Source organism: Bradyrhizobium sp. URHC0002 (genome assembly GCF_054059515.1).
Genome location: NZ_JBSSCF010000001.1, coordinates 1,047,091 through 1,068,569, shown reverse-complemented (window position 1 = coordinate 1,068,569; position 21,479 = coordinate 1,047,091). Strand labels below are relative to the sequence as shown.

The following is a 21,479-nucleotide window of genomic DNA, read 5'->3' as shown; positions in this document are numbered from 1 at the left end:
GTGCCCCCGGTATTGGCTGACGGCCTTCCGGGGCGACAGATATTAAGGTGACCCATGATCCGCGGTTTTTTCCGGCTAATCGGCCTGCTGCTTCTGGCCGGCGGATTCATCTTTATGGTCTATGACGGTGCCCGTTTCGTCGCTGACCAGACCCTGCGGTTCACCCGGTTCGGCCAGTTCTGGAACGACGTCCATCAGTCCAGCCAGCTTGCATTCCGGACCTGGGTCGAGGGTACCGCGCCCTGGCTCTGGAACAGCGTCATCAAGGTCTTGCTGGATCAGCCCGTTTTTGCCGTGCTGGGCGCGGTCGGCATTCTGCTCATGATCCTGTTCCGGCCCCGCAAGCCATTGATCGGCTATTCGCGGGACTGACCCGCCCGTCGCCCGCTCGCGGTGCGCGGCGTAACAGGGCTGCGGCATCCGGCGTAAAGACATATATAGAAGTCCAACCGGCCGACGCCGTTGTCGCGTCCGCCGATGTCTCGCCTGGAGGTATTCCATGTTGTTCATGCGCAAGACCACCGCGTTGCCGAGCGCAGCCGAAGCGCTGCCGGGCCGTGCGACCCCGATACCGACCGCCACCACGCATTTCGTCAACGGCCGCAAGCTGCAGCCGCCCTATCCCGCAGGCCTTGAGCAGGCGGTGTTTGGCCTCGGCTGTTTCTGGGGCGCAGAGCGCAAGTTCTGGGAACTCGGTGACGGCATCTATGCGACTGCCGTCGGCTATGCCGGCGGACACACGCCCAATCCGACCTATGAAGAGGCCTGTTCGGGCCGCACCGGTCATACCGAAGTGGTGCTGGTCGTGTTCGATCCGAAGAAGATCTCCTACGAGCAGCTCCTGAAAACGTTCTGGGAAAATCACAACCCGACGCAGGGCATGCGCCAGGGCAACGATGTCGGCACCCAGTATCGCTCGGCGATCTACACCTTCGGCGATGCGCAGCGCCAAGCCGCCGATGCGTCGAAGGCAACGTACCAGAAGGCGCTGGCGGCGAAGGGTCTCGGCGCCATCACCACCGAGATCGCGCCGTCGGGCGAATTCTATTTCGCCGAGGACTATCATCAGCAATATCTCGCCAAGAACCCGGCGGGCTATTGCGGATTGGGCGGCACCGGCGTGTCGTGTCCGATCGGTGTTGGCGTGACCGCCTGATTGATGTTCTCACCCTCGCCCCGCAAGCTCGGGGCGAGGGTGTCTCGTTTGCGCAACCCCTGATCGCAAAAAACGCTTTTTTAACCATACCCGGTGCAAGACTGGAGTTGTCTCGTTCTGAGGGATGGCTCTGGTGCGGGTTGTGCGGGCGTTTCGAATACCGATCACTGCGATCATCATTGCGCTCGCTCTATCGGGCTGCATGCGCACGACCGGGCCGGTCGCGGTTGGGCCGCAACGCGATCTCGATTCAATCGCCTATGGCCAGCCTGACAGCCCACCGCCGCAGGCGATCGCGGTCGATTCCGGCGGCGGCGCCGTCGGCGCGCTTCGCGCTGCCTTCGCTGCGGCACCAGCACCCGTCATCCTTGCCGCACCCGTGGCCGATGTCGAACCGGTGCCGGTGCGATACGACGCGGCCTATCATCTCGATGCCGGCGACAGGCTGCGCGTCGTTGTCTACGGCCAGGAAGGCCTGACCAACACCTACGCGATCGACGCCGGCGGCTCGATCACGATGCCGCTGATCGGTTCGGTGCCGGCGCGCGGCCGCACCACGGCCGGACTGGCGGCGGCGATATCGGCCAAGCTGCGCGCCGGCTTCATCAGGGAGCCGTCGGTCGCAGTGGAGATCGAAGCGTATCGGCCGTTCTTCATTCTCGGCGAGGTCGCAGCCCCCGGGCAATATCCGTACGTCCCCAACATGACGGTCGAGAGCGCGGTGGCGATCGCCGGCGGCTTTTCTCCGCGCGCCCGCCGCGATAGCGTCACAGTCACCCACACGGATGCCTCGGGAACCGCACGCTTCGTCGTGCCGCCCGGCACGCCGCTTAGCCCAGGCGATACCGTGCTCGTCAGCGAGCGCTGGTTCTAGGCGTGACGCGTTTTCATCGAATGGTCATTGGGCCGGCCCTTTCTTGAGCCGTCGTGTCAGGCAATTGCCGCGCATTTGACCAAGAAAATTCATCATCCGTTTTCACGCCAGCGGAGTCTGCGCTCTGCATCTAACTTGCAGTGGCGGAAATGCGGCTTCACACGCGCGCGGAAGTCTTGGGTTGCGATAAATTAGCGCTATTCGCTGACTACGTTCGAAACCTTGTTCCAAGTTGCACTGCAGCGATGTAGAAGAACGTCGTCTGATCTAGGCGCGCCGGTTTGTCGGTTAGGTGCCTGCAATCCGGAGTATGACCATGAACTATCATTTGCCGGTCCGCATGGCGCGCGCGGCGACCGCGGTAGCTTTGCTCGCGTCCATCGCCGCGTCGGCCCTGTGCGCCTCTTCGCATCCGGCATCGGCGGCGGACGCCTATCCGAGCCGGCGGATCACCTTCGTCGTGCCTTATCCCGCAGGCGGCGCTACCGACGTCCTCGCCCGTTTGCTTGCCAACAAATTGCAGGAGTCGTGGAAGCAGACCGTCCTCGTCGAGAACAAGTCGGGCGGCGGCGGCGTGGTCGGCAACGACTACGTGGCCAAGGCGCAGCCCGACGGCTACACCGTGCTGGTCGCTATTACCCAGATCATTCAGGCGCCGAGTCTCGTTGGCAAGCTGCCGTACGACGTCTTCAAGGATCTCGCGCCGGTCACCCAGGCCGCGCTGTCGACCATCGTTCTGGTGGTCCCCGAGCAGCAGCCGATCAAGTCCGTCAAGGAACTGGTCGATTATGCCAAGGCCAATCCCGGCAAGCCTTACGGTACCTTCGGCAACGCCACGACGTCGCATCTCTACGGCGAACTCCTCAAGAAGGTCGCCGATGTCGACATGACCCACGTTCCCTATCGAGGTTCGGCTCCGCTGACGAACGACCTGCTCGCCAACACGGTGAATTCGTCGTTCGTCGACCTGACCACGGCCTCCCCGCAAATCAAGGCGGGCAAGCTCAGGCCGTTGGCGGTTGGCGGCGAGAAGCGCAGGAAGGCGTTGCCCGATGTGCCGACGATGGCCGAACTTGGTTACCCCGGCTTTGAAATCGAAGGCTGGCTCGGCGTGTTCGTGCCCGCCGCAACGCCCAAGGAGATCGTGGCCAAGCTTTCGGACGAACTCGCCCGCATCATCGCGTCGCCCGAGGGCGTCGCCGGGATCGAGACGCTCAGCCTCGTGCCGGTGGGTGGATCGGCGGAAACGTTCGAGAAAGTCTTGCGCCGCGACTACGAGAAATGGGCCGATGTCGTGAAGGCAACCGGCGTCAAGGGCGAGTGAGGTCCCTGCATCGTCGTTCCGGGTTCGCGCGATCGCGCGCCCCGGAATGACGACGGATCGTCACTTCAAATGCTTGGCGAAAAACGCCAGGCTGCGCGGCCAGGCGATGTCGGCGCTGGCCTTGTCGTAGCTGGCGCGCTCATCGCAGTGAAAGCCGTGCTGTGCGCCGGGATAGATGTGGACTTCGACGTCAGGCCGCTTGGCCTTGATGGTCTCGACATCGGTCAGCGGAATGCCCGCATCCTTTTCGCCGAAATGCAGTTGCGTGGGCACTAGCGGCTTGTCGTCGGCGAAACGAACGACGGCGCCGCCGTAGTAGCCGACCGCGGCTGAAAGGCCCGACAGCTTGGTCGCCGCCGCATAGGCGATGCTGCCCCCTAAGCAGAAGCCGATGATGCCGACCGGGCCGACATCCTTCACCGCATCGATCGCGGCCTGGGTATCGCGCAGCATCGCGGCCCAATCCGGATTGGCGACGAACTTCCGCGCGTTGGTCACTTCGTCAGGCGAATAGCCACTGGTGAAATCAGGTTCGATGCGATCGAAGATCGATGGCGCAATCGCGACATAGCCTTCGCCCGCCAGCCGGTCGCAGACCGAGCGGATGTGGTGATTGACGCCAAAGATCTCCTGGATCACCACGATCGCCGCTTTCGGCGCGCCCGCAGGATCGGCGCGATAGCCGCCCAGTTTGAAACCGTCCGAAGCCGTCAGTTTGATATCCTGTCCCACGGGTCATCCATTCATGTTTGAGCGTTGCACGAAGTCGATTGAATGAAGATTGGCGAAGGGGCTACTGCCACATCCAGTTGTGGCCCCAGTCGCCCTTCCAGCCGGCCAGCCTGCCTTTGCGGAATTGCAGAAAGAGCCGGTCCTTCTTGTAAAACAATCCGCTGCCGCCGATGTTGCGAAACGCGAGGAAGATTTCCTCGCCCGGACGTCCCCGGACATAATTGAGCGGGGTGCCGAGCGCAGCTGCCGCTTCGTCGGCGCCCATGCCGAACGCCAATGGCGTGTTGTTGGACAGCGTTTCGGTGAAGGGCGGCGGGTAGGGCCCGCCGATCGGCGGCAGCTTTTGCGCGGCAGCGTTCGTGAAACTGCCTGCGATCAAAGCGAGAGCCATGGCAGCTGTCTTCATGACGCGGCTTTCCGTGTTGACTTGGTGTCAAGGCTGTCGAGGAACGGCAGCACGGCGTCGATGAAGGCCTGCGGCTGATCGATGTTGACGGCGTGGCCGGCGGCCGGGATCACCACCTTCTGCGCGCCGGGAATCTTGGCCGCCATGTAGTCGGAGGCGGCGAGGAATGGCGTATCGTCGGCGCCAACCACGATCAGTGACGGCACCTTGATGTCAGGCAGGGATTCGATCACGCGGGCATCGCGCTGGGTCAGCATGCCGCGCGCGGCGCGCGCCAGTCCCGACGCATCGCGATGGGTGACGCTGGAGCGTTCCCTGCTGGCGGATTTCAGAACCTCCAGTCCCTCGCGCTGGAAGCGGTCGCCGGTGTCATGCGCGCGCTTGTTCCAGACCTCGCGGGCGTCGTCCTTCTTGAAGCCCGGGCCGGTGTCGATAATCAGGAGGGCGCGGACGCGGTCCGGATGGGCGCGATAGAACGCCAGCGACATGTAGCCGCCCAGCGACAGCCCGCCGACGATCGCCTGCTCGGCGCCGACGGCGTCGAGCAGCGCCGCCATGTCGGCGACCGTCAGCGCTTCGCTATAGGCCGAGGTATCCTCGGGGTAACCGGACTGGCCATGACCCCGCATGTCCCACAACACGAGTTTGTGATGTTTCGACAGGTGCGCGATCTGGCCCTGCCACATCCCACTGGTCGATGAATAGCCGTGCGTCAGCAGCAAGGGTGGGCCGGAGCCGTGGACCTCGTAATGGATGCGGACTCCGTCGCGATTGATGGTTGGCATTCCTGTTCTTCCCGAAGCAACGACGCCTAATTCCGCCCTCGCTCTATCCTAGCGCGATCCGTTCGCGGTTGGGAAATGCGGAAACGGAAGATGCGTCTGCGACGATGAAGGTGATTGGCGTGTCGACGACAAAGCCTTGCCGCAGCGCACAATGCTATTCTCTTCGAACGATTCCAAATTGGATTGCCTCCGGGAAAGTTCGGTATCATTCTGCGCGCCAACTGGCATCGACCCGGTGGGTGCCAGCCAAATACCCAAAGTGAGATGCCGCCGTAAGCGGCTTCATACGCCGGAGGGGAAGCGCCAATGCCTAATCTGAATATCAACGGACGGAATATGTCCGTCGAGGCGTCGAACGATACGCCGCTGCTCTGGGTCATCCGCGAGCAATTGCAGATGACCGGTACGAAATTCGGCTGCGGCGCAGGTCTCTGCGGCGCCTGCACGGTTCACGTCAACGGCGAAGCCGTTCGCTCCTGCCAGACTTCCATCAGCGACGCGCTCGGCAAGAAAATCACCACCATCGAAGGTCTGTCCGCCAAGGGCGATCATCCCTTGCAGAAGGCCTGGATCCTCGAGCAGGTCCCGCAATGCGGCTACTGCCAGTCCGGTCAGATCATGCAGGCGGCATCGCTGCTCTCCAAGAACCCCAATCCGACCAAGGATGAAGTGATCGCGCATATGGACGGCAATCTGTGCCGCTGCATGACCTATTCGCGCATTCAGAAGGCGATCATGCGCGCTGCATCCGAAATGCGTACCGCCTCCAACGCCGGCACCGAGCGGAGGGCAACATGAATACGCACGTGAAAATCACCGACAGTGCGGCCACCGATCTCAGCCGCCGTTCGTTCCTGGTCGGCTCCGCCGCCACGGGCCTCGTGCTCGGCTATGCCGCCGTCCCAGGTATCGATCAGGCTTTGGCCGCGCCTTCCGCTTTCGAACCGAGCGTGTGGTACTCGATCGGTCCCGACGGTCTCGTCACGGTGACCTGCGGCAAGGCCGACATGGGTCAGCACATCGCTTCGACGATGGCGCAGATCGTTTCCGAAGAGCTCGGTTCGAGCTGGAAGGACATGCGGGTCCAGCTTGCCTCCAACGATCCGAAATTCAACGACCCCGTGCTCGGCGCGCAGATTACCGGCGGTAGCTGGAGCACGATGATGAATTTCGATGCGATGAGCCGCGCGGGCGCCGCGGGGCGTATGGCGTTGACGGAAGCCGCCGCCGCCTCGATGGGCGTGCCGGCCGGCGAACTGGTGGTGCGCAACTCCACCATCTCGCATCCGAAGTCGAAGAAGTCGATGAGTTTTGCCGACATCGTCAAGAGCGGCAAGATCACCAAGACCTTCACGCCGGATGAACTCAAGGCGATCAAGCTCAAGACGCCCGATCAGTACACCATGGTCGGCGTCTCGGTTCCGCAGCTCGATATCCCTCCGAAGACCAACGGCACGGCGAAGTATGGCATCGACGTCATGCTGCCGGGCATGGCCTATGGCAAGGTGGTCACGCCGCCGGTGCGCTATGGCGCCACGGTGAAGTCTGTCGACGACAGCGCGGCCAAGAAGGTGCCGGGATTCCTCAAGGCCGTCACGCTCGACGACAAGACCGGAAGCACGACCGGCTGGGTGGTGGCGGTGGCCAATACCTATGCCAACGCCCGCAAGGCGGCCGACGCGTTGAAGATCACCTATGACAACGGCCCGAACGCCAAGGTGTCGAGCCAGTCGTTGGTCGACGAGGCGAAGCGGCTGCAGGCGCTCGACGATTCCGGGCAGTTCTTCGTCAAGGACGGCGATACGGCGGCGGCCTTCGGGACCGCGGCGAAGGTGTTGGAGGCCGAGTACACCACCAGCATCAACATCCACGCGCCGCTCGAGCCGATGAACGCCACGGCCGAGTTCAAGGGCGACATCCTGCACATCTATTCCGGCAATCAGTTCGCGACGCGCTCCGGCGCCATCGCGGCGGGAGCGGCCGGGATCGATCCCAAGTTTGTCGTGATGCATCAGATGTGGTTGGGCGGTGGCTTCGGCCGGCGTCTCGACGCCGACATGATGGTGCCCGCGGTGCAGGCGGCGAAAGCTGTCGGCAAGCCGGTCAAGGTCATCTACAGCCGCGAAAACGACATGACCATGGACTATTCGCGTCCGCTGACCTTCCAGAAGGTGAAGGCGGGTCTCGATGGCGATGGCAAGCTGATCGCGCTCAATCACGACGTGGTCTCGGCGTGGCCGACCCAGCGATGGGGGATCCCCGATTTCCTGTCGCCGTCGGTCGACAAGAAGGGACCGCTCGACGCGTTCACCGTGAACGGTGCGGACTTCTTCTATTCCGTGCCCAATCACAATGTCCGCGCGATCAAGAATGAGATGGCGCACAACGCCACTCCGTCCGGGCAGTTGCGCTCGGTGGCGCCGGGCTGGACCTTCTGGGCGGTCGAAAGCATGATCGACGAACTTGCACACGCGGCCGGCAAGGATCCCGCGCAGTACCGCATCGCGTTGCTGGACGGCAAAGGCAAGAATGACGGCGGTGCGCAACGCCTGCGCAACACGCTGCTGGCGGCGATGGGCATGGCCGGCTACGGCACCAGCAAATTGCCGAATGGCGAGGGCATGGGCGTCGCCTGCGTCTCGTCGCAGGAGCGGGCAACCGCAAGCTGGACCGCCTGCGTGGCCCATGTTGCGGTGTCAGCCTCCGGCGAGGTCAAGGTCAAGAAATTGACCGTGGCCACCGACGTCGGCATGCAGGTGCATCCCGACAACATCCGCGCCCAGGTCGAGGGCGCGGCATTGTGGGGCCTTTCGCTCGCCATGTATGAAAAGGCGACGCTGAAGGATGGCGGTATCGAGCAGACCAACTTCGATACCTACACCCCCTTGCGGATGAGCCAGACGCCGGAAGTCGCCGTCAACGTCATCGCCAACGGCGAGAAGCCGACCGGCGTCGGCGAACCGGCGGTAACGGTGATCGCGCCTGCGCTCGGCAACGCGATCTTCAACGCCTGCGGCGCGCGCATCCGCTCGCTGCCGATCACGGCAGAAGCGGTGAAAGCGAATATGAAGGCGTAAGACGCACGCGTCATCAGTCGATGCATAATCCGCCGGGGGCAACGCTTCCGGCGGATTTTTTTATGACCCGATCTCGTCATGCCCCGCGAAGGCGGGGCATCCAGGACGCCGCGGCCTTCGAGGGTAACTATAACAGTCACGGCGTACTGGATCATCCGCTCCAGTGCGCAATTGCGCACAAGGCGGATGATGACAGTGGGGGATGTGCGCGGGTGCGGCGCATCACGAACAAGATCGCTAAAATTTTAGCGTTCGCGGTAGTCTAGATTCATGATCCCTCTTAAGCCGCAAGGAACGCATTCTCCGCTAGCCTCAGTTGCAAGTGGTCAACGCTAGGGGTCTGGGGTTTATGACATCGGTAGCCAACAAGACTTCGACCAAGCGCCGGCTGTTGCTGGCTTCGGATCGGAGCGATCAAAGCAGCGAGCTCGCCAGCATTCTGCGATCCGTCGGTCAGGTCGACACCATCGCGACATCCGACATTCCCGACGCGCCGGAGCGCGACCTGGCAGGTATCGTGGTCGACATCAACCTGCGTTCTGCCGAGAGCGTGCAGCTGGTGCGCAACAAGCTGCGCGCCGAGGCCTATCGCGAAATGCCGCGGCTGTTCGTGCTGGCGGATGCGCTGCATCACGGATCGATGCAGGCCTGGGCGCTGGGCGCCACCGACACCATCGCGCGACCGTTCGATGCGCAAGGCATCCTGCAGCGGATTCGCGCCGCGTTTCCGGACAGCGACGGATATGACGAGACCGATCGCGGCAAGGTTCTGAACAGGGGCGTTGAAGCGGCGCATGCCGTGATGGTCAAGATCTTCGAAAAGCTTCCGGCCGGCGTTCCCCTGAAATTCAGCGACATCATCGAGGCGGAGAACAAGATCCTCAAGGCGATCAAGCATTCGTCCCTGCGGGAATGGTTGACGACAGTCGGCTGCCATCACGCCGGCAGCTATCGCCATTGCCTCTTCGTCACCGGCTTTGCGGTCGCCTACGCGCAGCATCTCGGTATGCGCGAGGACGACCAGCGCCGTCTTGCCCGTGCCGCGCTGCTGCACGATGTCGGCAAGGCGTTCATTCCGGTGACGATCCTCGACAAGCCGGGCCCGCTGACGCTGGAAGAGATGGAAGAGATGCGCCAGCATCCGCGCCGCGGCTATGATGCGCTGTCGGCTCAGGGCGGCTTCCCGCCCGAAATGCTCGACGTGGTGCTGCACCACCACGAATTTCTCGATGGCACCGGCTATCCCAACGGCCTGAGCGGCAAGCAGATCAGCGATATCGTGCGGCTGACCACGATCGTGGATATCTATGCCGCGCTTGTCGAGAAGCGCGCCTACCGGCTGCAGTTCACCCACGCCCGGGCCTTCGGCATGATGGAAGAAATGGGCGACAAGATCGACCAGCATCTGCTGCACGCCTTCCGCCCGGTGGCATTCGGGTATTATTGAGCCCGCAGCCTCCCGCCATCATCGCCCGCGACAAACGCGAAGCGTTTGCGCAAGGGGGCGTTAGCCGCTCAACGCAAGCTTCCGGCCAAGCAACCGCCTAATTGTCGGTGATCATCGGCGCGCACGCACGCGTTAAGATGATGACGGGGAAGATCCATGGCTACGACAGCGACCTCAGGCGGCAATGTCGACATTCCCACCGATATTGCGGCTACGCTCGTCAACCCGGCCGCCTATGCCGACCATCGCATTCATGACAGCTACCGCTGGCTGCGCGCCAACAACCCGCTCGGGATCGCGCGGCCCGAGAAGTTCGACCCGTTCTGGGTCGTGACAAAGCACGCGCATATCCAGGCCGTCAGCCGCCAGAACGAGCTGTTCCACAATGCCGACCGCCCGACCACGCTGACGAACCAGGCGGTGGAAGAACGCGTGCGCAAGATCACGGGCGGGCCAAATCTGGTGCGCTCGCTGGTGCAGATGGATGCGCCCGATCATCCGAAATACCGGGCGTTGACGCAGGGCTGGTTCATGCCGGCCAATCTCGGAAAGTTCGAGGTGCGCGTGCGCGAGATCGCGCGTGCCACCGTGCAACGCATGCTCGACAAGGGTGGCGCCTGCGATTTCGTCGCGGACGTCGCCCTCGGCTATCCCCTCCATGTCATCATGGAAATTCTCGGCGTGCCCGAGAAGGACGAGCCGCGAATGCTCAAGCTGACTCAAGAGCTGTTCGGCCCGCAGGATCCCGACACGGCGCGGATCAGGGAGCAGCTCACGGCCGAGCAGTTCTCGGGGATGATGCAGTCGGTGGTGGCTGATTTCGGCGCCTATTTCCGTGCTATCACCGAGGACCGGCGCCGCACCCCGCGCGACGATCTCGCCACCGTGATTGCGAACGCAAAGATCGGCGGCGACTACATGCCGGATCATGACGCGACCAGCTACTACATGATCGTCGCCACCGCCGGCCATGACACGACGTCGTCCTCGACCGCCGGCGCGATCTGGGCGCTGGCGGAAGACCCCGCGCAATTTGAAAAGGTGAAGGCCAATCCCGAACTGATCCCGGGTCTCGTCGACGAGGCCGTCCGCTGGATGACGCCGGTCAAGCATTTCATGCGTTCGGCCACAGCAGACACTGAACTCGGCGGTCGCAAAATCGCAAAGGGCGACTGGCTGATGCTGTGCTACGCGTCCGGCAATCGCGACGAGGACGTGTTCGAGGAGCCGTACCAATTTCGCTGCGAGCGCAAGCCGAACCGCCACGTCGCGTTCGGCTATGGCGCGCATCTGTGCCTCGGGCAGTATCTGGCGAAACTGGAGATGCGGATCCTGTTCGAGGAGCTGCTGCCGCGGCTGAAATCGATTGCCCTCGACGGCGAGGTCAAGATGACGCAGGCCACCTTCGTCAACGGACCGAAGAAATTGCCGATCCGTTTCGAGGTGAATTGAGCGATCTGCGTAGGGTGGGCAAAGGAGCGCTAGCGACGTGCCCACCATCTCATGCGCCGTCATCGATGAATGGTGGGCACGCTGCGCTTTGCCCACCCTACGCACTGTGCGCTAGCGCCGCCCCTCGGCAAACGGCGACGCCGCGTACACCACCTTGCCGCCGACCATCGTCAGCACCGATTTGATCCTGCCGATCTCCTTCACGGGCGCCGTCATGTAGTCCGCGGACAGCACCGCGAGGTCGGCTAACTTGCCGGCCTCCAGCGTGCCGCGCTTGTCGTCGTCATTTGCCATGAAGGCGGTGTTGCGGGTGTACATTTCCAGCGCCTGGCGGCGGCTGGGCGCTTCCTCGTCGCCGCGGGTTTTGGTGCCGCCGATCGTGGTGCCGTCGAGATACCATTGCAGCGACACGAAGGGATTGTAGGACGACACGCGATGCGCGTCGGTGCCGGCGCCGACCACGAGCCCGAGCTTCATTGCAGTTGCGATCCGCGGCATCGCCTTGGCCTGTTCGACACCGACCTCCTTCTGCAGCCGCTCGCCGCCGAAATAGAGCCCATCCTGCACGCCCCAGACCAGGCCGAGCGCCTTCATCCGCTTCAAGCTGTCTTCAGAGGCCGTGTAGAGATGCAGCACGGCCCAGCGCAGGTCGCGCACCGGAAAGTCCTTGTTGATGTCTTCGACCACGTCGAGCAGGTCGTGGACGGTGCGGTCCGGGTTCCAGTGCAGCTGGATGGTGTAGCGCTTTGACGCCGCCCAGCGCAGCAGTTCGGCAAGCTTCGCCTTGCCGTCGGGCGTGATGTCGCCGTCGGTCCAGTCGGCCCAGATCAGGATTTCGCCGGGGCCGTTGAAGTGCAACATCGCGTCGCCAAATCCTGGTGGCGAGAGTTGCGTCAGGTTCTGCAGGTCGGCGAGCTCGCTGCCGGGCTTCGGCGCGCAGAGGTGATAGGCGACGCGCACGGTCAGCTGCTTGTCCTGCCACAGCCGGAACACGGCCTGGTAACTCGCCGGATACATGCTGACGCCGCCGCCGTCGACAATGCCGGTGATGCCGAGGCTGTTCATCTCGCGGAAGAATTTTTTGGAGCCGTCGATCTGCTGCTCCATGGTTGGCTTCGGCAGCTTGTCGAAAATCCTGCCGAGCGCGGCGCCGCCGGCGTCAATGATGCCGGTTGGCTTGTTGTCGCTGTCGCGCGCGAGCTTGCCGCCGGGCGCCACATCGTTGTCGTCGCGGACGTTCAGCGCCTCCATCGCCTTCGGCGACAGCAGCAGCCAGTCATAGAGGTGCTGGATGTAGACGGGATTGTCGGGCGCAACTGCTGCGACCTCGGCCGGTGTTGGCCGGCGCTTCTCGGCAAACTGCTCCTCGGTCCAGCCGCCGGCGACGACGATCCATGATCCGGGCTTCTGCGTCTTTGCAGCCTGGCCGATCTTCTCCAGCGCGTCTTTCAGCGTGGGCACGCCGATCCAGTTTACCTCGGTGCCGAAGGTCAGCGCGGCGCGGACGCCGTGGATGTGCCCGTCGGTGAGCCCGGGAATCACGGTGCGGCCATCGAGATCGATCAGCTTCGCGGTTTTGCCGGCGAGCTTCTTCATCGCAGCTGAAGCGCCGGTCGCGAGGATCTTGCCATCGGCGATCGCCACGGCCTGCTGCGTCGAGAAATCCTTGTCGACGGTGAGGATTTTGCCGTTGAAGAGAATCGTGTCGGCGGTTTGGGCCGCCGCCATGCCGGCCGGCGACGTCACGATGAAGGCCGCCGCAAAATAGCAAGAAACCCTCGTAGAATTCGACCTCAGCCCCGGCATCGCGCGCTCCCCTGTGTTTTTCTAGTTGTTAAATTTCTCTCCCCGTCATTGCGAGCGGAGCGAAGCAATCCATACTTGCTTTGTAGCCCGATGGATTGCTTCGCTGCACTCGCAATGACGAAAGCTTCACCCCAGCATCTTCCGCAATTCCGCCTTCGCCACCTTCTCCAGTGTCGAGCGCGGCATGTCGTCGACGAAGTGAATTTCGCGCGGCACCTTGAAGTCGGCGAGGGCGTTGCGGCAGGCGGCCATCACCTTGTCATGCAGGTCGGCCGGTGCGCCCTTGACACCGGCATGCGGAATGATGAACACGACCGCCACTTCATCCAGCATCGGATGCTTCTTCGCCACCACCGCGGCCTCGCGCACGCCGGGCACGACGGCAATCACCTGTTCGATCTCGGACGCCGCGACATTCTCGCCGCCGACCTTGAGCATGTCCTTGGTACGGTCGCCGAATTTTATGAAGCCGTTATCGAGCATGGTGACGCGGTCGCCGGTGATGAAATAGCCGTGCTCGTCAAAGCTCTCGCGCGTGGCCTTTTCGTTGTGCAGATATTCTGAAAACAGCGATAGGCCTGGAATGCCCTTGATCAGGAGATTGCCGGTGCCGCCGGCCGGCGTCGGCGTGCCGTCGTCTTCGGTGACGCGAATCTGATATTCCGGTGCGGGTCGGCCGATCGACATCGGTGTGTTGGGCTGGTCGACCTCGCCGACGATGCCGTGGGTGATGGTTTCGGTCATGCCCCACCAGCCGATCATCTTGATGCCGAAGGCGGCGAACGGCGGCGGCTCGGATATCGCGGTGCCCCAGAGCCGGAACTTGTGGTCTTTGGGAATCTCATGTTCCAGCAGCGCCTTCATGCAGAAGGGGATCGTCGAGGTCCAGGTGCAGTTGTGTTCCAGCGCCACGCCCCAGAACCGGCTCGCCGAAAACCGCGGCTGGATCACGCAGGAAGCGCCGACCCACAGCGTCGCCAGCATCGAATAGGCCAGCGCGTTGGTGTGAAACAGCGGCAGATAGGTCTGGTGCACGTCATCGGCGTGCAGATCTTCATGCGCGGCGTTGATCTTGGCGCCCCACAGCGCATTGGCATGCGTCCACAGCACCGCCTTCGGCCGCGAAGTGGTGCCCGAGGTGTATTGAACGCTGCACGGCGCCAACGGGTCGGCGGCGCGGCGCGGCCGGTCGGCGCTGTCGGCGAACAATGATTCGAAACGGTCGCCGCGTGGCGCGCCTTGCGCAGGCGTACTTCCGGCATCATGCGAGGTCACGGCGATCCAGCGCAGGCCGCGGCAATTGGCCGAGATCAATTCGGCATAGGCGGGCTGGGTGATGGCGGCGACGGCACCGCAATGGCCGGCGAAGTATTCCATTTCCGCCGCCGCCGAGCGGGTGTTGGTGGTGACTGCGATCGCGCCGAGTTCGACACAGGCAAACCAGGCCAGAACAGCCTCGATGCAATTGTCGAGATGAATCAGCACATATTCGCCCGGCTTGATGCCGCGTTTGACGAGGCCGGCGGAAAGTGCGCCGACGCGCTCGTAAAACTCGCCGTAGGACCAACTCCGCGCCGGTGCCTCGAACGGCGCCCAGATCAGGAACGGATGGTTGCGGCGGCTCTCGGCGCGCATCCGCAGCAGCCACGGCACGTCGAGCCCTGCGAACGGTCCGACAATGCCCGGCGCAGCTTGCGAAAGTGGCATGAAATTCCTCCCGTGCAGCTCTGACTGGCTGCCTTGGTTTTTGTTGGGAGTAGTTCTGCCATTGGATGGCGCGATGGGCAAATAGGGAATTGCCGGCCCTTCCGCGTCATTGCGAGGAGCAAGGCGACGAAGCAATCCATCCATCGGTTATGCTGCGCGATGGATTGCTTCGCTTCGCTCGCAATGACGGGGAGGGAGCGGTGCTAGCGCGCCCCATCCTCATACGACGAAATCTCGATCAGACTGCCATCGGGATCCCGGCAATAGACCGAACGCAGCGCGCCGCGGGCGCCCTGTTTGGCGACCGGGCCTTCCTCGATTTTGACCCCGTTGGCTTTCAGGTGCGCCACCACTTCGTCAGGCGTGCTTGACGTCAGGAAGCACAGATCGTCGCTCCCGGCGGCTTCGTGGTCGGCCGTGAACCACTCGACCTTGTCCGCGCCGCGCGGCCGCACGTTGATCTTCTGGTTGCCGAACACCAGCGAGGTCCGCGGCGTTTTGCCCGGGCCGGGATCGAACACCTTGACCTCCATGCCGAGAATCTTGCGGTACCACTCGGTGGAACGCGCCACGTCGGACACATTGATGACGAGATGGTCGAGCGCGTTAACCCTGACAGACATGCCTTATCCTTTCGTCGCGGTCGGCGGCGCCGGGTCGCACTGGCCGCACCTGACTTTGTTTGTTACAACGCGGGCCGCGTTCGGTTCAATAGAACAGCGCCTCAATAGAAACGGACCGGGTTCTTAATCCCGGCCTCCAAGGAGAGTTTTATGATTTCACGTCGCACCGCGATTTGTCTGGCCGTGATCGGCCTTTCCACGGCCGCTTCAATCGGCAGCGTTTCGGCGGCGGAATATCCGACCCGGCCGGTGAGATGGGTCGTCGGATATCCGCCGGGCGGCGCGACCGACATCATCGCGCGGCTGATCGGCCAGCGGCTTTCCGAGCGGCTCGGCCAGCAATTCGTGATCGAGAACAAGCCCGGCGCCGGCAACAATATCGCCACCGAATCCGTCATCAACGCCGAGCCCGATGGCTACACCGTGCTGCTGGTCAATCCGGCGAACTACATCAACGCCACGCTCTATTCCAACCTGAAATTCAACCTGGTTCGCGATATTGCGCCGGTCGCGGCGTTCAACCGTGTGCCGAACGTGATGACGGTCAACAAGGACGTGCCGGCCAAGACGGTCGCCGAGTTCATCGCCTATGTGAAGGCCAATCCCGGCAAGGTGAACATGGCGTCATCCGGCAATGGCACATCCGTGCATCTGTCGGGCGAAATGTTCATGGCGATGTCGGGCGCCAAGATGCAGCACGTGCCCTACCGCGGCGCCGCGCCCGCGATCACCGATCTGCTCGGCGGCCAGGTCCAGGTGATCTTCGACAACATGCCTTCCATCCTCCAGCACGTCCGCGCCGGCTCGGTGCGGGCGCTGGCGGTTACCAGCGCGACGAAGTCGTCGCTGTTGCCTGACGTGCCGGTCCTTGCCGACACCATCCCCGGCTACGAGGCGAGCGCGCTGTTCGGCATGGGGGCGCCAAAGAACACCCCGAAGGAAATCATCGCCAAGCTGAACAAGGAGATCAACGAGGTGCTCGCGGAACCTGCGACCGCGGCCAGGCTGATCGATCTCGGCGGCGAACCGCTGATCGGAACGCCGGAAGCGTTCGGCGCGATGATTGTGGCCGAAACCGACAAGTGGAAGAAGGTGATCGAGGACGCCAAGGTCGAAAAAGTGCAGTGATCTACCTCACGGAACATTGGCGCGGCCGCGGTGTTTTATCGAAAAGGCGACGCGGCTGTTGCGTCACGTGAAGGAGATCGAAGATGCGCAATGCAATGTTAGCGATATTGGCGCTGTCGGCGGCGACAGTCACCACGGTGGCGGGTAGCTCGCCGGCGGCGGCGTACGATTATCCCTATTGCCTCCAGGGCCGGGGCGTCGGCATCCCCGGCGACTGCTCGTACACCAGCTATAACCAGTGCATGGCGTCGGCGTCCGGACGGGCGGCCTACTGCAATATCAATCCGCGCGTTGCCTTCGGACAGCAGCGGCGGATGCGGGTTTATCGGGACTATTGATCGAGGCTCGCGAATTTTTCTCGGGATGGCCGGACCGACGCGCGAACGCTATTGCGCGGAATGATCCGGCCATTCATCCCTCCGCTGCCACAACTCTCGACTTCGTGACGCAAACGCCGGCTTGACGGCGTTTCTTTTGCGTCTATACTAAACCATATGGTTAAGTATCAAGAGCAGATTCTGGACCGCACCTTTGCCGCACTTGCCGATCCGACTCGGCGCGCGCTGCTGGCGCGGCTCGGCGATCGTGAAAGTCTTTCGGTCAGTGAGCTGGCGCAGCCGTTCTCGATGTCGCTGCCCGCGATCATGAAGCATCTCGATGTGCTGTCAGACGCCGGCCTGATCGCGCGCGAAAAGACCGGCCGCACGGTCGCATGCCGGTTGACTGCCCAGCCGATGGAGCAGGCGATGGACTGGCTCAATCGCTACCAGCGCTTCTGGTCCGACGCTCTCGACCGCCTTGCCGCTTTTGTGGAGGAAGACCCATGGCCGCCCAGTCAAGCCCTATCAAGTCAAACGCCCGCGATGCCGAGCCCGCCGAGCGCCCCAGCCTCACGCTCAAGCGCCGGCTCAACGCGGCGCCCGAAAAAGTCTACGCCGCGTGGGCCGACCCGCAAAAGCTAGTACAGTGGTTCGGACCCGGATCGGTTGAGGAGGGCTCGGTCAAGGCCGATATCGATCTGCACGTCGGCGGCCGCTACCGCATCAGCTTCAACGCCAAGGGCACGTATAACGAGGTCGGCGGCGTCTACCGCGAGGTCGTTCCGAACCAGCGGCTGGTTTTCAGCTGGGCGTGGCATTCCACGCCGGAGCGGGAATCGCTGGTGACGGTTTCGATGAAGCCGGAAGGCAGCGGTACGCTGCTCACGTTCCTCCACGAACAGTTCGCCGATGTGGCGGCCCGCGACAATCACGAGCGCGGATGGACGGAACTTTTGGCCAAACTCGAAAGCTACCTGGAAAGCTAGTTGGCCTGAACACAGGAGCCGCCCATGCAACCGCACACTATCGTCTCCCGCGAGGAATGGATCGCCGCCCGCAAGACTCACCTCGCGCATGAGAAGGAATACACCCAAGCACGCGAGCGCCTAGCCGAGGAGCGCCGCGCGCTGCCATGGGTCAAGGTCGAGAAGGATTATGTGTTCGACGGGCCTGATGGAAAGGTGTCGCTGGCCGACCTGTTCAAGGGACGCAGCCAGCTCGTGGTGCAGCACGTCATGTTCGCGCCTGATTGGAACGATGCCTGCAAGAGCTGCTCGTTCTGGGCCGACGGCTTCGAGCGCATGATCCCGCACCTTGCCGCCCGCGACACCACGATGGTCGCGATCTCCCGCGCGCCGTTGCCAAAGCTCACCGCGTTCAAGCAGCGGATGGGCTGGACGTTCGATTGGCTGTCGTCAGGCGCTAACGCGTTCAACTACGATTACGGCGTTTCGTTCACGCCGGAACAAATCGAGAGAGGCGGCAACTACAATTTCGGAACCACCCCGTTCGGAAGCGAGGAAGCGCCCGGAATCAGCGTGTTCTATCGCGATCAGGCCGGCAACATCTTCCACACCTATTCCTGCTACTCGCGCGGCCTCGACATGATGAACGCCGCCTATCACTACCTCGACCTGACCCCGCTCGGGCGTCATGAGGAAGGCCTGCCCTATCCGATGGACTGGGTGCGGCTACGTGACCAATACCAGCCAGCGCCGGTTCAGGCATCCTGTTGTCATGGCTCGCAATGACGCCGGAGAAAAAGAGGAAAATTCCCCCATGCCTTACGTCGATGGCTTCATCGTTGCCGTACCGAAGAAAAAGCTCGAAGCTTACGTCCGCCTTTCAAAGAAGTGCGGCAAGGTCTGGCGCGAATACGGCGCGCTGGATTATCGCGAATGGGTCGCCGATGACGTCAAGGTAGGCAAGCTCACCTCGTTCCCGCGCAGCGTCAAACTGAAGCCGGGCGAAACGGTCGTGTTCGCTTGGATCACCTACAAGTCGCGCGCCCAGCGCGACAAGATCAACGCCAAGGTGATGGCGGATCCGCGGCTCAAAGAGATGACGGACGGGCCGCCGCCGTTCGACGGCAAGCGGCTGATCTACGGCGGCTTCGAGAGCCTGGTGAAGGTATAGTCGCCGCTGGAACTATTTTCGCTTGGCAGGGATCACCGGGTCTTCTCCCTGCGATTTGACATTGGCCTTGAGCTCGTTGAGCACGGCATCAAGCTGATTGTTGTTTTCATGCAGGTTGGCAGCGGCGGTAAGAAGGTCGTCCGTCAACGTCCGCCTCATGCCCGGTGCGTAGTTCCGTTCGTCCAGAAAATGTTCGATCTGGTCCGTCGTCGTGTTGATGGCGACGTCCATGGCGTCGCGCGTTCCCTGGGAGAGCGCCCAGCTCATTGCAGTGTACCAGTTGCTTTTCAAGGGCCTGAGATCGAATGAGTAGAGCCTGGCGTTGCCGAGCCCCGAAGCCGACTCATCGGATATCCGCTTGGCACCCAGTACGCCGCGCGCGCTACGGGTATGGTAGAGGCCGCCGATGACCGAGGTCACTTCCAGAAGCAACGGCGAGCGCGACTGTGATTTGGGTTCCTCGACCGAAACGAGTGCGGTTCCCTCGTGTCGAGCGAGATCTTCATCACGCATGGTGTCGTCGTTCAGGATCTCTACGACGATGATGCGACGCTGCGGTTGCATGATGCGGCGCAAGTAGCGTGCGAGATCGTAAACCGTCTCCATGCCGCCATTCTCGAAGTAGCCGCCGTCGATAATGCGTCCGGTGATCTTGTCGCCGTTCACGAGCCGGCCGGGGGGGCTGACGACGGTAAAGCGGGCCGAGTTCAATACGGCGGTCGAGGCGCGGATCGGAGCCGGCGCGAGTTTATAGAAATCATAGGTGTCCTCGAACACCGATGGCTCTATTTTCACCGGCGCAGTGATGATCCGTTTGCCGCTTTCGACATGGGTTCCGTTCGCGAGCACGATCGGGACCCATCGGCCGCCGTCCCCGTGTAGCCGCGACTTGCTCCATATCTCGGTATACTCGTCGGCAAGCCGGGTCGGCTTGGGGCAGGGTTCCTGCTTGCATTGTTTGGCACTTTGCTCCCAGCCGAGTTCAAAGGCTTCTTCCAGGGACGTGGCGCGGTCCGGAAGCAGCGGTGCGGGCAGGAAGCGTTGGATCATGTCCGGAAACAACAGGGCGCCGACCGCCGGCCCGAGATAGTCTTGTCCGAAGAAGGTCTGGACGAAATTCAGCCGCGCGTTCGCGGCGCCAGGCTGCGCCTCACTCTCCATCGGACGGTCGGCCAGCCATGCCGCATAGCCGATGGCGCCGAGCGCGCCGCCGGACACACTGCTGATCGCAAACACATGGTCGGAGAACTGGCCATTGCTGCGATTGTCGAGGGCGCGCAACACGGTTCCGGTCCAGTAGGCGGCGCGCGAAGCGCCGCCAGCGGCTGCGACGAGAATGAGCGGTTCGTCGGGCTTGCGGTCCTTCTCCCAGCGCCGCAACGCGTCCTCGACGCCTGGCCGTTTGGCGCTATCCATCGCCACATCAAGCGCGCGTACCCGGTGATTGTCGTTGACCAGGCTGAAAAGCACGAACGCCAGACCACCGAGTATGATGACCGGAATATTCTGGCTGCGGGTCTTCGCGATCAGGTAGCTGGTGAGCGGAATGATGCAGCCGATGGCGCCGTAGGCAAGGGCCGCCGGGCCGACGATCCAGGCAAACTCGGTGCGCCAGCGCGGGATCAGAAGCAATACGAAGGTCAGCAATGATACCGCGATCGTCGTGCGGACAAACCAGACGTCGCCCTGAACCAGATTTTTGCCGCGATCGACCTCCTTGTACGTCTTCGGGGCGTTTTCTGCAGTGAACCAGGTGGTTCGGTAGGCGAAGAACCACAGCAGGAGCCCCGCTGCGGCCGCAAAGCATAGCATCCCGAGCCATGTGTCCGAGATGCCATGACGTGCGCTGAGCGGCATTGCGACGACCGCGGCCAGCAATGGCAACACGCCGAAGCCACGGCGCGCGAAGAGAAACCAGCGCGGTTGCTGCTGGTCGCCCTTGTCGCCGGTCTTGTACAGGAGATTGGCCCAGTACCAGGCGTTGATCCCCGACCAGGCACAGGCCAGCATGAACGCAAGCCATCGCCAGATGATCGGCAGGACTTCACGCAGGATTTCGCCTTTTAGCGGCCAGTTGCTGATGACAGCGTTGGCGGAATCGACCAAACCGCGAATGACATCGCGGCCCTGATCGAGATAGAGCAAGGCGAACCCGCCTGCCAACAAGGATATGACGATGATTCGAAGATCTTCGAGCGGACGGTAGAAATCCTTGATGCATTCGATGACATGTCCGAGCCAGTCGGTGAACGATTGCATTGGTGCCTGAAAGAAATTCATGGCGTTCTATCCTGATCTGAAATTGCGAGGCATCCGATAAAATACGCGGAACGATGGCGGTCTCTGCTAAACAGTAACAAGAAACGGCGTCCGCCACTTCAAACGCGGAGCGGGAGCAATGTTTGTTCAAATGACGAGAAGCGCTGTAATTGCGTGAAAGAATAGTTCAACCGATGCGGCGTGGTCAACCATGCCGGGTCTCGTCGGTCTAAAAACTTCGAAGGCC

At 62.6% G+C, this 21,479-nt stretch carries 21 protein-coding genes; 14 read left to right on the top strand and 7 right to left on the bottom strand.

Annotation, left to right across the window (positions count from 1 at the left end):
* The first annotated feature begins 54 nt into the window (after positions 1-54).
* The 4 genes from ACVWVY_RS05140 (at position 55) to ACVWVY_RS05125 (ending at position 3,354) form a co-directional block, all read left to right on the top strand.
* A complete protein-coding gene (locus ACVWVY_RS05140; RefSeq protein ID WP_456625360.1) occupies positions 55-372 on the top strand; it encodes a hypothetical protein in 318 nt (105 codons plus the stop codon).
* Positions 373-499: 127 nt separating this feature from the next.
* Positions 500-1,156 carry a peptide-methionine (S)-S-oxide reductase MsrA gene (msrA, locus tag ACVWVY_RS05135; RefSeq protein ID WP_456625359.1) on the top strand — a complete coding sequence of 219 codons (657 nt, stop codon included), beginning with the start codon at positions 500-502 and terminating at the stop codon, positions 1,154-1,156.
* A 133-nt stretch (positions 1,157-1,289) separates the two neighbouring features.
* Positions 1,290-2,030 carry a polysaccharide biosynthesis/export family protein gene (locus ACVWVY_RS05130; protein ID WP_456625358.1) on the top strand — a complete coding sequence of 247 codons (741 nt, stop codon included), beginning with the start codon at positions 1,290-1,292 and terminating at the stop codon, positions 2,028-2,030.
* A 316-nt stretch (positions 2,031-2,346) separates the two neighbouring features.
* Positions 2,347-3,354 carry a Bug family tripartite tricarboxylate transporter substrate binding protein gene (locus ACVWVY_RS05125; RefSeq protein WP_456625357.1) on the top strand — a complete coding sequence of 336 codons (1,008 nt, stop codon included), beginning with the start codon at positions 2,347-2,349 and terminating at the stop codon, positions 3,352-3,354.
* A 60-nt stretch (positions 3,355-3,414) separates the two neighbouring features.
* On the opposite strand, the gene ACVWVY_RS05120 is transcribed toward ACVWVY_RS05125, so the two are convergent.
* The 3 genes from ACVWVY_RS05120 to ACVWVY_RS05110 all read right to left on the bottom strand — a co-directional run bounded on the left by ACVWVY_RS05120 (position 3,415) and on the right by ACVWVY_RS05110 (position 5,277).
* Positions 3,415-4,086 (bottom strand): dienelactone hydrolase family protein, encoded by a 672-nt coding sequence (locus tag ACVWVY_RS05120; RefSeq protein WP_456625356.1) that lies wholly within the window; start codon positions 4,084-4,086, stop codon positions 3,415-3,417.
* A 61-nt stretch (positions 4,087-4,147) separates the two neighbouring features.
* The gene (locus tag ACVWVY_RS05115; protein WP_456625355.1) at positions 4,148-4,492 is read right to left on the bottom strand and encodes a hypothetical protein; all 345 of its coding nucleotides are present in this window, start codon (positions 4,490-4,492) and stop codon (positions 4,148-4,150) included.
* Positions 4,489-5,277, bottom strand: coding sequence for an alpha/beta fold hydrolase (locus ACVWVY_RS05110; protein ID WP_456625354.1), 789 nt, complete (start codon positions 5,275-5,277; stop codon positions 4,489-4,491). The genes ACVWVY_RS05115 and ACVWVY_RS05110 overlap by 4 nt, the downstream gene beginning before the upstream one ends.
* Positions 5,278-5,583: 306 nt before the next feature.
* Between ACVWVY_RS05110 and ACVWVY_RS05105 the strand changes: the two genes are divergently transcribed.
* The 4 genes from ACVWVY_RS05105 to ACVWVY_RS05090 all read left to right on the top strand — a co-directional run bounded on the left by ACVWVY_RS05105 (position 5,584) and on the right by ACVWVY_RS05090 (position 11,253).
* Entirely contained in the window at positions 5,584-6,075 is a 492-nt protein-coding gene (locus tag ACVWVY_RS05105) for a (2Fe-2S)-binding protein (protein WP_456625353.1), read from the top strand.
* On the top strand, positions 6,072-8,354 hold the full coding sequence (locus tag ACVWVY_RS05100; RefSeq protein ID WP_456625352.1) for a molybdopterin cofactor-binding domain-containing protein: 2,283 nt from the start codon (positions 6,072-6,074) through the stop codon (positions 8,352-8,354). Before ACVWVY_RS05105 ends, ACVWVY_RS05100 begins: the two co-directional genes overlap by 4 nt.
* Positions 8,355-8,703: 349 nt before the next feature.
* On the top strand, positions 8,704-9,801 hold the full coding sequence (locus ACVWVY_RS05095) for an HD-GYP domain-containing protein (RefSeq protein ID WP_456625351.1): 1,098 nt from the start codon (positions 8,704-8,706) through the stop codon (positions 9,799-9,801).
* Between the two features lie 156 nt (positions 9,802-9,957).
* Entirely contained in the window at positions 9,958-11,253 is a 1,296-nt protein-coding gene (locus tag ACVWVY_RS05090) for a cytochrome P450 (RefSeq protein ID WP_456625350.1), read from the top strand.
* 111 nt (positions 11,254-11,364) lie between these two features.
* Here ACVWVY_RS05090 and ACVWVY_RS05085 read toward each other — a convergent pair whose 3' ends face one another.
* The 3 genes from ACVWVY_RS05085 to ACVWVY_RS05075 all read right to left on the bottom strand — a co-directional run bounded on the left by ACVWVY_RS05085 (position 11,365) and on the right by ACVWVY_RS05075 (position 15,389).
* Complete coding sequence (locus ACVWVY_RS05085; RefSeq protein WP_456625349.1) at positions 11,365-13,059, bottom strand: amidohydrolase; 1,695 nt, start codon at positions 13,057-13,059, stop codon at positions 11,365-11,367.
* A 126-nt stretch (positions 13,060-13,185) separates the two neighbouring features.
* Positions 13,186-14,766 carry an AMP-binding protein gene (locus ACVWVY_RS05080; protein WP_456625348.1) on the bottom strand — a complete coding sequence of 527 codons (1,581 nt, stop codon included), beginning with the start codon at positions 14,764-14,766 and terminating at the stop codon, positions 13,186-13,188.
* Positions 14,767-14,969: 203 nt separating this feature from the next.
* Positions 14,970-15,389, bottom strand: coding sequence for a VOC family protein (locus tag ACVWVY_RS05075; RefSeq protein WP_456625347.1), 420 nt, complete (start codon positions 15,387-15,389; stop codon positions 14,970-14,972).
* A gap of 150 nt (positions 15,390-15,539) precedes the next feature.
* Here ACVWVY_RS05075 and ACVWVY_RS05070 point away from each other — a divergent pair, with 150 nt between their 5' ends.
* From ACVWVY_RS05070 to ACVWVY_RS05045, 6 genes are all read left to right on the top strand, one after another.
* Positions 15,540-16,517: a Bug family tripartite tricarboxylate transporter substrate binding protein gene (locus ACVWVY_RS05070; RefSeq protein WP_456625346.1), complete on the top strand. Its 978-nt coding sequence runs from the start codon at positions 15,540-15,542 to the stop codon at positions 16,515-16,517.
* A 95-nt stretch (positions 16,518-16,612) separates the two neighbouring features.
* The gene (locus tag ACVWVY_RS05065) at positions 16,613-16,855 is read left to right on the top strand and encodes a DUF3551 domain-containing protein (RefSeq protein ID WP_456632107.1); all 243 of its coding nucleotides are present in this window, start codon (positions 16,613-16,615) and stop codon (positions 16,853-16,855) included.
* A gap of 156 nt (positions 16,856-17,011) precedes the next feature.
* Positions 17,012-17,479, top strand: coding sequence for an ArsR/SmtB family transcription factor (locus ACVWVY_RS05060; RefSeq protein ID WP_456625345.1), 468 nt, complete (start codon positions 17,012-17,014; stop codon positions 17,477-17,479).
* The gene (locus ACVWVY_RS05055) at positions 17,362-17,823 is read left to right on the top strand and encodes an SRPBCC family protein (protein ID WP_456632106.1); all 462 of its coding nucleotides are present in this window, start codon (positions 17,362-17,364) and stop codon (positions 17,821-17,823) included. The genes ACVWVY_RS05060 and ACVWVY_RS05055 overlap by 118 nt, the downstream gene beginning before the upstream one ends.
* A 24-nt stretch (positions 17,824-17,847) precedes the next feature.
* Positions 17,848-18,588 (top strand): DUF899 domain-containing protein, encoded by a 741-nt coding sequence (locus ACVWVY_RS05050; RefSeq protein WP_456625344.1) that lies wholly within the window; start codon positions 17,848-17,850, stop codon positions 18,586-18,588.
* Between the two features lie 28 nt (positions 18,589-18,616).
* The gene (locus ACVWVY_RS05045; protein ID WP_334512970.1) at positions 18,617-18,973 is read left to right on the top strand and encodes a DUF1428 domain-containing protein; all 357 of its coding nucleotides are present in this window, start codon (positions 18,617-18,619) and stop codon (positions 18,971-18,973) included.
* A 12-nt stretch (positions 18,974-18,985) separates the two neighbouring features.
* On the opposite strand, the gene ACVWVY_RS05040 is transcribed toward ACVWVY_RS05045, so the two are convergent.
* Positions 18,986-21,253: a patatin-like phospholipase family protein gene (locus ACVWVY_RS05040; protein WP_456625343.1), complete on the bottom strand. Its 2,268-nt coding sequence runs from the start codon at positions 21,251-21,253 to the stop codon at positions 18,986-18,988.
* Positions 21,254-21,479 lie beyond the last annotated feature (226 nt).

What these genes read in the sequence shown, in the direction of transcription:
- ACVWVY_RS05075 (WP_456625347.1), bottom strand. Translation starts at nt 15,389, where the DNA reads ATGTCTGTCAGGGTTAACGCGCTCGACCATCTCGTCATCAATGTGTCC.
- ACVWVY_RS05045 (WP_334512970.1), top strand. Translation starts at nt 18,617, where the DNA reads ATGCCTTACGTCGATGGCTTCATCGTTGCCGTACCGAAGAAAAAGCTC.
- ACVWVY_RS05110 (WP_456625354.1), bottom strand. Translation starts at nt 5,277, where the DNA reads ATGCCAACCATCAATCGCGACGGAGTCCGCATCCATTACGAGGTCCAC.
- ACVWVY_RS05050 (WP_456625344.1), top strand. Translation starts at nt 17,848, where the DNA reads ATGCAACCGCACACTATCGTCTCCCGCGAGGAATGGATCGCCGCCCGC.
- ACVWVY_RS05080 (WP_456625348.1), bottom strand. Translation starts at nt 14,766, where the DNA reads ATGCCACTTTCGCAAGCTGCGCCGGGCATTGTCGGACCGTTCGCAGGG.
- ACVWVY_RS05125 (WP_456625357.1), top strand. Translation starts at nt 2,347, where the DNA reads ATGAACTATCATTTGCCGGTCCGCATGGCGCGCGCGGCGACCGCGGTA.
- msrA (WP_456625359.1), top strand. Translation starts at nt 500, where the DNA reads ATGTTGTTCATGCGCAAGACCACCGCGTTGCCGAGCGCAGCCGAAGCG.
- ACVWVY_RS05100 (WP_456625352.1), top strand. Translation starts at nt 6,072, where the DNA reads ATGAATACGCACGTGAAAATCACCGACAGTGCGGCCACCGATCTCAGC.
- ACVWVY_RS05115 (WP_456625355.1), bottom strand. Translation starts at nt 4,492, where the DNA reads ATGAAGACAGCTGCCATGGCTCTCGCTTTGATCGCAGGCAGTTTCACG.
- ACVWVY_RS05140 (WP_456625360.1), top strand. Translation starts at nt 55, where the DNA reads ATGATCCGCGGTTTTTTCCGGCTAATCGGCCTGCTGCTTCTGGCCGGC.
- ACVWVY_RS05090 (WP_456625350.1), top strand. Translation starts at nt 9,958, where the DNA reads ATGGCTACGACAGCGACCTCAGGCGGCAATGTCGACATTCCCACCGAT.
- ACVWVY_RS05095 (WP_456625351.1), top strand. Translation starts at nt 8,704, where the DNA reads ATGACATCGGTAGCCAACAAGACTTCGACCAAGCGCCGGCTGTTGCTG.
- ACVWVY_RS05060 (WP_456625345.1), top strand. Translation starts at nt 17,012, where the DNA reads ATGGTTAAGTATCAAGAGCAGATTCTGGACCGCACCTTTGCCGCACTT.
- ACVWVY_RS05040 (WP_456625343.1), bottom strand. Translation starts at nt 21,253, where the DNA reads ATGAATTTCTTTCAGGCACCAATGCAATCGTTCACCGACTGGCTCGGA.
- ACVWVY_RS05085 (WP_456625349.1), bottom strand. Translation starts at nt 13,059, where the DNA reads ATGCCGGGGCTGAGGTCGAATTCTACGAGGGTTTCTTGCTATTTTGCG.
- ACVWVY_RS05105 (WP_456625353.1), top strand. Translation starts at nt 5,584, where the DNA reads ATGCCTAATCTGAATATCAACGGACGGAATATGTCCGTCGAGGCGTCG.
- ACVWVY_RS05065 (WP_456632107.1), top strand. Translation starts at nt 16,613, where the DNA reads ATGTTAGCGATATTGGCGCTGTCGGCGGCGACAGTCACCACGGTGGCG.
- ACVWVY_RS05070 (WP_456625346.1), top strand. Translation starts at nt 15,540, where the DNA reads ATGATTTCACGTCGCACCGCGATTTGTCTGGCCGTGATCGGCCTTTCC.